The following is an 8,990-nucleotide window of genomic DNA, read 5'->3' as shown; positions in this document are numbered from 1 at the left end:
TCGGACCCGACCGGGCCTTCCAGGAGCTGGGCTTCGACTCGCTCGCCGCGACCGAACTGCGCAACCAGCTCAACAACCTCACCGGACTCAGGCTCCCCGCCACCCTGGTCTTCGACCACCCCAACGCACTCGCCGTCACCGAGTTCGTGGAGGCCGAGCTGGCCACCGTGTACCCGGCGTCGGGTGATGAAGCGGACGGCGACGCCGGAGAGGACGGCGTCCGCCGCGCGCTCCGGTCGATCCCGACCCGGCGACTGCGGGACGCGGGTCTGGTGGACGTCCTCCTCGAACTCGCCGACGAGGACGGCGCATCGGCGCACGCGGAGGCTTATGCAGACCCGGAGGAGCAGGACACCGACCTGCACGACGAACCGGACGGCGCCGTCGACGCCGACCCGGGCCCCCAGGACGTCCCCTTCGCCGGGACTTCCAGGGCTTCCGGGGCCTCTGAGGACTCCGGGGCTTCCGGCGACTCCTCGACCCCCGACGCCCTGCGCGCCGCCCGCGCGGAGACCGCGCGGCTGCGCCGGGACAACCGGCGGCTCACCGCCGCCCAGCACGAGCCGATCGCGATCGTCGGCATGGCCTGCCGCTACCCGGGCGGAGTGACCTCCCCCGAAGAGCTGTGGCGGCTGGTCACGGACGGCGCGGACGCCATCACCCCGTTCCCCGAGAACCGGGGATGGGACCTGTCGATGCTGCGTGACCCGGAGGCCAGGCACCCCGACGGCTACTACGCACGCGAGGGCGGCTTCCTCGACGGGGCAGCCGACTTCGACCCCGGATTCTTCGGCATCTCGCCCCGCGAGGCCCTCGCGATGGACCCGCAGCAGCGGCTCGCGCTGGAGCTGTCCTGGGAGGCGCTGGAGCGCGCGGGCATCGACCCCGGCTCGCTCAAGGGCAGCCGCACCGGTGTCTTCGCCGGCGTGATGTACCACGACTACCCCGGCAGCGACGGCAACGGCAGCGTCGTCACCGGCCGCATCTCCTACAAGCTCGGCCTGGAGGGCCCGGCAGTCTCCGTCGACACCGCCTGCTCCTCCTCCCTGGTCGCGCTGCACCTCGCGGTGCAGGCGCTGCGGCAGGGCGACTGCTCGCTCGCCGTCACCGGCGGTGTCACCGTGCTCGCCACGCCCGGTGTGTTCGTCGAGTTCGGCCGGCAGGGCGGGCTCGCACCCGACGGACGGTGCAAGTCGTTCGCCGCGGCGGCCGACGGCACCGGCTTCTCCGAAGGAGCGGGCTTCCTGGTGGTCGAGCGGTTGTCCGACGCACTGCGCAACGGGCACGAGGTGCTGGCCGTGGTCCGGGGTTCCGCCGTCAACCAGGACGGTGCCAGCAACGGGCTCACCGCACCCAACGGCCCCTCCCAGCGCCGCGTGATCCGGCAGGCCCTCGCCAACGCGCGGCTCGCCGCCGACCAGATCGACGCGGTCGAGGCGCACGGCACGGGCACCACGCTCGGCGACCCGATCGAGGCCCAGGCCCTGCTCGCCACCTACGGCCAGGACCGGCCCGAGGGGCGCCCCCTGTGGCTCGGCTCGGTGAAGTCCAACATCGGCCACACGCAGGCCGCCGCCGGCGTCGCGGGCGTCATCAAAATGGTGATGGCGATGCGGCACGGTGTGCTGCCCGCCACCCTCAACGTGGACGCGCCCAGCGACCAGGTCGACTGGACCACCGGCTCCGTCGCGCTGCTGACCGAGCAGCGGGAGTGGACCGGCACCGGCCGCCCGCGCCGCGCCGGTGTCTCCTCCTTCGGCATCAGCGGAACCAACGCCCACGTCATCGTCGAGCAGGCACCCGCCGCCGCGCCCACGGCCCCCGCCGGCCCCGGCGAGGCGTCCGCCGCGGTCGTACCGTGGCTGCTGTCGGCGCGCGACCAGGACGCCCTGCGCGCCCAGGCCGAACGCCTGCTGGCGCACGTCGAGGAGGCTGGGGTGGCCGGTGCGGACCTGCCGCGCCCGCTCGACGTCGCGTACTCGCTGGCGACCACCCGCGCGGCGTTCGAACACCGCGTCGCGGTCGTCGGCGCGGACCGCGACGGGCTGCTGGCGGGCCTGGGCGCGGTCGCGCGGGGCGAGGAGCCGGCCACCACGGCCCGCGAGGGACTGCTCGCCGTCCTCTTCCCGGGCCAGGGCTCGCAGCGGCTCGGCATGGGACGCGACCTGTACGGGCGGTTCCCGGTGTTCGCCGAGGCCTTCGACGCGGCCTGCGCCGGACTGGACGAGCACCTGGAGCGACCGCTGCGCGAGGTCGTCTGGGGTGACGACGAGGAAGCCCTGAACGGCACCGCCTACACCCAGGCCGCCCTCTTCGCCCTCGGAACGGCGCTGTACCGGCTCGCCGAGTCGTTCGGTGTCGTCCCCGAGTACGTGGCGGGACACTCCATCGGAGAGATCACCGCGGCCCACGTCGCCGAGGTCTTCACCCTGGAGGAGGCCTGCGCGCTGGTCGCCGCCCGCGGCAGCCTGATGCAGGCGCTGCCCGCCGGCGGTGCCATGGCGGCGGTCCAGGCCACCGAGGCCGAGGTGCTGCCGTACCTCACCGACGGCGTCGGCGTCGCGGCCGTCAACGGACCGGCCTCCGTCGTGGTGTCGGGTTCCGGGACGGACGTCGAGAAGGTGACCGCGGTCTTCCGCGAGCAGGGCCGCCGTACCACAGCCCTGCGGGTGTCGCACGCCTTCCACTCCCCTCTGATGGAACCGATGCTGGAGGACTTCCGCGCCGTGCTGGAGCGGCTGTCGCCCCAGCCGCCCGCCCTGCCCGTGGTCTCCAACCTCACCGGGGCCCTCGCCACCGCGCAGGAGCTGTGCTCCGCCGACTACTGGGTACGGCACGTCCGCGAGGCCGTCCGCTTCTCCGACGGGGTGAACACCCTGAACGAGCAGGGCGTCACCAGGTTCCTGGAACTCGGCCCCGACGGCGTCGCCTCCGCCATGGCCCGCGAGACCCTGCCCGACACCGCCGTGACCGTCGCCGCCCAGCGGCGCACCACCCCCGGCGAGACCGCCCTGGTCGACGCCCTCGCCCGGCTCCACGGACACGGCGTGCCCGTCGACTGGGCCCGGTTCTTCGCCGGCCTGGGCGCCCGCCGGACCGCCCTGCCCACGTACGCCTTCCAGCGGCGCCGCTTCTGGCCCACGGAGACGCACATGGGCGCCGGGGCGGAAGCCGCCGGACTGACGCCCGCCGACCACCCGCTGCTCGGCGGGGCCGTGGAACTCGCCGGATCCGACGGACACCTGTTCACCGGACGGCTGTCGGTCGGCACCCACGGCTGGCTCGCCGACCACGTCGTCATGGGCGCCGTCCTCGTCCCCGGCACCGCCCTGCTGGAGCTGGCGGTGCACGCCGGCACCTCCCTGGGCTGCGAGCTGGTGGAGGAACTCACCCTCGCCGCGCCACTGGTCCTGCCCGCCCGGGGCACGGTCCAGCTCCAGGTCGGCGTCGGCGCCCCCGACGGCACGGGCCACCGCCCGCTCGGCATCCACTCCCGGCCCGCCGACGACCCCGCCGCCACCTGGACGACCCACGCCGAGGGCGTCCTCGCGACCGGTCCCGCGGCCTCGGCCGCCACGGACTTCGACGCGTCCGTCTGGCCCCCCGAGAAGGCCGAACCGCTCGACACGGACGGCCTGTACGAACGCTTCGAGGACGCCGGGTTCGTCTACGGACCCGTGTTCCAGGGACTGCGGGCCGCCTGGCGGCGCGACGGCGAGGTGTTCGCCGAGGTCGCCCTGCCCGACGGCACCGACGGTGAGGCGTACGGCCTGCACCCGGCGCTGTTCGACGCCGCCCTGCACGCCACCGCGCTGGCCGGCACGCCCGCCGACGGCGACGCGCCGCAGGACGGCGACTCACCGCAGGGCGGGGGGACGTCACAGGGCGGCGGGATTCCGTTCGCCTGGAACGGCGTGTCCCTGCACGCCGTCGGCGCGTCCGCCGTCCGCATCAGGCTCTCCCGCGCCGATGACGGCACCCTCGCGATAGCCGTCGCCGACACCTCCGGCGCACCCGTGGCCACCGTCGACTCCCTGGTGACCCGCCCCGTTTCGGCGGAGCAGCTCGGCGCCGGGACGGGCGCCGAACGGGACTGCCTGTTCGCCCTGGACTGGATCCCGGCACCGGAGCAGGGCGCCGCGGAGAGCGCGAACGCCGCCGGCACGGAGGCCGTACGGGTCGCTCTGATCGGCGGCCCGGACGACGGTGCCCTCGACACGGCCGTCCGCACCGCCGGAGCCGCCGCCCACCGGTACGCGGACCTGACGGCACTGGCCGACGCGGCGGCCGACGGGCCGCTGCCGCCGGTCGTCCTCCTGCCCGTCCACACCGGCACCGGACCGGCCGACCCTGCCCCGGCCGACATGGCGGGCGCCGCGCACACCGTGACCACCCGGGTCCTCGGGACGCTCGGCACCTGGCTCGCCGACGAGAGGTTCACCGCCTCCCGCCTGGTCGTCGTCACCCGGGGTGCGACCGACGGCACCGACCCGGCCGCCGCCGCCGTATGGGGCCTGACGCGCACGGCCCAGGCGGAACACCCCGGCCGGTTCACCCTGCTCGACCTGGAGGACACCGACGCGGGCACGGGCCTTCCGCCCGCCCTCCTCGCACCCGCCTCCGACGAGCCGCAGCTCGCGGTCCGCGAAGGCCGGGTGCTCGTGCCCCGGCTGGTCCGGGCCATCGCGCCCGAACAGCAGGGCACGGCCGACTGGGATGCCGAGGGAACCGTCCTCGTCACCGGAGGAACCGGCGGCCTCGGTGCCGCCGTCGCCCGCCACCTGGCGACCGAGCACGGTGCGCGGAGCCTGCTGCTGGTGAGCCGGCGCGGCCCCGCCGCCGACGGCGCCGGCGAACTCGCCGCCGCGCTCGAGGCGGAGGGAGCCCGGGTCACCGTCGCCGCCTGCGACGTGACCGACCGCGCCGCGGTCGACCGGCTGCTCGCCGAGGTACCCGCCGACCGGCCGCTGCGCGCCGTGATCCACGCGGCGGGCGTCCTGGACGACGGCATGGTCGACACCCTCACGCCCGAACGGCTCGCCGCCGTCCTGCGGCCCAAGGCGGACGCCGCCTGGCACCTGCACGAGGCGACCCGGGGCCTCCCGCTCGACGCCTTCGTGCTGTTCTCCTCCGTCGCCGGTACGCTCGGCAACGCCGGCCAGGCCAACTACGCGGCCGGCAACGCCTTCCTGGACGCCCTCGCCCGGCACCGCCGCAACCAGGGCCTGCCCGCCCTCTCCCTCGGCTGGGGCCCCTGGACCCGGGGCAGCGGCATGACCGGTGACCTCGGCGAGGCCGACATCGCCCGGATGACCAGAGCGGGCATGCCGCCGATGGAGCCGGAACAGGGCCTGGCCCTGTTCGACACGCTCCGCACCGCCGACGCCGGGCCCGAGGTCCTGCCCGTACGGCTGGACCTCGGGGCCCTGCGGTCCCTCGGCGAGATCCCGCCGCTGTTCCGCTCGCTGATCAGAGTGGCGTCCCGCCGCGCGGCTCCGGCGGCGGGAGCGGCGGCGGCCGCGGCGGACCTCACCCGGCGGCTGTCCGGACTCACGCCGGCGGAGGGCCGCGAGGCGCTGCTGGAGCTGGTGCGGGGTCAGATCGCCACCGTCCTCGGTCACGTGGACCTGGCCGACGTCGAACCGACCCGTCCCTTCCAGGACCTCGGCTTCGACTCGCTGACCTCCGTCGAACTGCGCAACCGGCTCGGGGCGCTCACCGGCACCCGCCTCCCCGCCACCCTCCTGTTCGACTACCCCACGCCCAGCGAACTCGTCGCCCACCTGTACGCGCGCGTCGCACCGGCACCGGCCGACGGACCGGAGGCGGTCCTGGCCGAACTGGACCGGCTGGAGAAGAGCATCACGGGCATCGAAGCGGGTGCCGAACTCTTCGAACAGGTCGCGGGCCGGCTGGAGGTGCTGCGCAGCAAGTGGCAGTCGCTGCGCACGGAGGCATCCGCCGCGTCCGGGGAGGAGGACGACGCGTTCGACTTCGACTCCGCCACGGACGAGGAGGTCTTCGACATGCTCGACAACGAGCTGGGCCTCTCGTAACCACGGTGGCGGAGCAGGCAGAGCCCCGGCCCGCCCCGCCACCCCCAGGGCCCGGACCGGCTTCACGACGGCCACCACCGACGTGAAGGCCGGTCCGGGCTCTGCCGTACGCGGAGTGCGCGTCGTGCCCGGCCGTGCCCGTCCGTGTCGAGTGCGCCCACGGCGGCCCGGGTTCACGGCAGCGGCTGCGGCGGCGCCCGGTCGGGAACGGTGAGGACGGACCCGCCGTGAGTGCGGGCCGGGACCGCGGCGGGGAGGCGGCAGCCGCTCGCGCCCGACCCCGCCGGGACCCGGGCCGGCAGGGGGCCAAAAAAGGGGTGGCCGACCCGTTTGCCGGTCCCCGGCTGCCCGCTTGGAGACGATCCGGGCAGCCGTTCTCTGTGCTGACCAGCGACTCTTCCACCACCCCGACACCTGCCACCGTCTGTTTCGCGCCGATCGGTGACCGAAACCAGGCGGTGTACGGGAAGCGCCCGGCCGCCCCGACCACGGGCAGAGCCGCGGCCACCTCCCACAGGACTCCCGCCGTCCCGCCCCCTCATGGGCCCCCTTCCGTGCCCGGGGCCCGCCCGCCCCGGCGCGCCCGTTCGGTCCTCGGACGGCGCCCGTAGCGGTGCTTACGCCCGTTCCCGTGCCGATGCCGGACCCGCACTCGTGCGGACGCACCGCGGCGGCGGTGCCCCCGTCCGCACGGATGCCACGCCGGTACCGGCGCCGTACCCACACGCGCCCGCGCCCGCCGTACCCGCATGCACGCCCGGTGCAGAACCCGCCCCCGGACCGACCCCCGCCCCGAGCCCCGACCTCCAGCCTCCGCCCCTCGATCGCCGACCTCTGGCCCTCGACCCCGTGCCCGCCCCGATCCGTGCACGGAAAAGGCCCGCAGGCGCCGGTAAGCACCTGCGGGCCGGGCCCCGCGCCCGGGGGAGTGGCGCGGGGTCAGAGGGGCCGGCGGAAGCCGGCCAGGGCGGCGAACACGCCCGCCGCGCTGATGACCCCGCCGATGACCAGCGCCGGAACCGCGTGGTCCAGGCCCGGCACGTCCAGCGCGAGGGCGCGGCTCGCGTCGATGGCGTACGTCAGCGGGTTCACCTGCGCCACGGCCGCCAGCCAGCCGGGCAGGTCGGCGACCGGCACGTACGCGCTGGACGCGAACATCAGCGGGAAGATCACGATCAGGGCGAGGTTCTGCAAGGGCTCCGCGCGCCGCAGCCACGCGCCGGCCGCGATGAAGGCCCAGCCCAGGGCGAAGCTGAGGAAGAGCGTGAGCCCGGCGGACAGGGCGAGTTCGGCGACGCCCCCGTTGGGGGAGTAGCCCAGGACCGTCATCGCCAGCACCATGATCACGAGGATCTGCACGGCGCTGCGCACCAGCCCGACCAGGCTGCGCGCCACCAGCAGCGCCCCGGGGTGCACCGGCAGCGAACGCAGCCTGGCGACCACGCCGTTGCGCAGGTCCTCCACCAGGCCCACCCCGGACTGCATCGCCGACTGCGCGGCGTTGTCCACCAGCACGGCGGGCAGCACGAAGTCGAGGTAGCTCACGCCCTCCGGGAAGTGCGGGGGCATGCCCATCCTGCTGAACACCTGGGTCAGCACGAACAGGATGACGACCGGCTGGATCAGGCCGAACAGCACGATGCCCGGATCGGTCACCATCGCCCGCAGCGACCGCCCGGTGAGCACCCGCACCTGGGCGACGAACGAACTCCCGCCGAAGTCGGGCGCCTCGAGTGCGACGGCCGCGGGCGCGTCCGGGCGCGGCGCGGGAGTGAGGTGCGTGGTCAAGAGGTCCTCCACAGAGGGCGTCGGGCGGCGGTCACGCCGGGGTCCTGGCGTGCTGCTCGGCGAGGGTCAGGTACACGTCGTCCAGGGTCGGTTCGCCGAACGTCAGCTCGGTGGCCTCGACGCTCGCCCGGTCCAGCGCGCGGATGACGTCCGCGATCTCCCGGGTGGTGTCGATCGGGACGACGAGACTGCGGGTGCCGTCCTCGCCGCCGACCGGCGCGAACCCGGCGCCGCGCAGCGCGGCCCCCGCCCGCGCGGGCGCGTCGTCCCCGTCCAGCGTCAGCGTGACGGTGCGCCGGCCGACGGTGGCCTTGAGCTCGTCGGCGGTGCCCGAGGCGACGACCTTGCCGGCCGAGAGCACCGTGATGGAGTCGGCGAGCCGGTCGGCCTCCTCCAGGTACTGGGTGGTCAGCAGGACCGTCGCCCCCTGCTGGACCAGGCCCTCGACGATCTCCCACAGCTTCAGGCGGCTGGACGGGTCCAGGCCGGTGGTGGGTTCGTCGAGAAAGATCACCCGCGGGCCGCCGACCAGCGACACGGCCAGGTCGAGCCGGCGGCGCAGGCCGCCCGAGTAGCCGCTCGCGCGCCGGTCGGCGACCGTGGTCAGCTCGAACAGCTCCAGCAGGTCGTCGGCCCGGGAACGCGCGGCCCGTCGGCCCGCACCGAGCAGCCGGGCGATCAGCACGAGGTTGTCCCGTCCGCTCAGCTGCGTGTCCACCGACGCGAACTGACCGGTGAGACCGATACGGCGGCGGATCTCGAAGGGCTCGCGGGCCACGTCGTACCCGGCGACGGAGGCCCGTCCCGACGACAGCGGCAGTGAGGTGGTCAGGATGTTGACGAGGGTGGTCTTGCCGGCCCCGTTGTGGCCGAGGAGAGCCAGGACCGTGCCCCGGCGGGCGCTGACACTGACCGAGTCCAGGGCGTGGACCGATCCGAACGACTTGCTGACGTCCTCCGCCACGATCATCTGATCGCCGCCGGGGCCGGAGTCCGGGCCGGATCCGGCCCCCGCTCCGGACTGGGTGATGGGGGGCATGACGAGCCCGCTCATGAGGTGATCTCCCGCTGGTGGGTGTGCGCTGGGTGGAGGGCCGGCCGGCGGCCGGACCGTGGGGCCCGCCGCCCGCCGGGCGACGGACCACG

General features: G+C 75.1%; 3 protein-coding genes. 1 reads left to right on the top strand and 2 read right to left on the bottom strand.

The window, feature by feature from the left end:
* Window positions 1–6,056: type I polyketide synthase (locus ORI94_RS23020; RefSeq protein ID WP_266078698.1), on the top strand; the 6,056-nt coding region annotated here is incomplete at its 5' end.
* Between the two features lie 939 nt (window positions 6,057–6,995).
* Here the strand turns inward: ORI94_RS23020 and ORI94_RS23015 are convergent.
* Both ORI94_RS23015 and ORI94_RS23010 read right to left on the bottom strand, forming a co-directional pair.
* On the bottom strand, window positions 6,996–7,844 hold the full coding sequence (locus ORI94_RS23015) for an ABC transporter permease (protein ID WP_266078696.1): 849 nt from the start codon (window positions 7,842–7,844) through the stop codon (window positions 6,996–6,998).
* Window positions 7,845–7,875: 31 nt separating this feature from the next.
* A complete protein-coding gene (locus ORI94_RS23010; RefSeq protein WP_416237870.1) occupies window positions 7,876–8,898 on the bottom strand; it encodes an ATP-binding cassette domain-containing protein in 1,023 nt (340 codons plus the stop codon).
* Window positions 8,899–8,990 lie beyond the last annotated feature (92 nt).

The sequence above is a fragment of the Streptomyces sp. NEAU-W12 genome, from assembly GCF_026242095.1.
In the GTDB taxonomy this organism is placed as follows: Bacteria; Actinomycetota; Actinomycetes; order Streptomycetales; family Streptomycetaceae; genus Streptomyces.
This window is presented reverse-complemented; position numbering and strand designations above follow the sequence as displayed.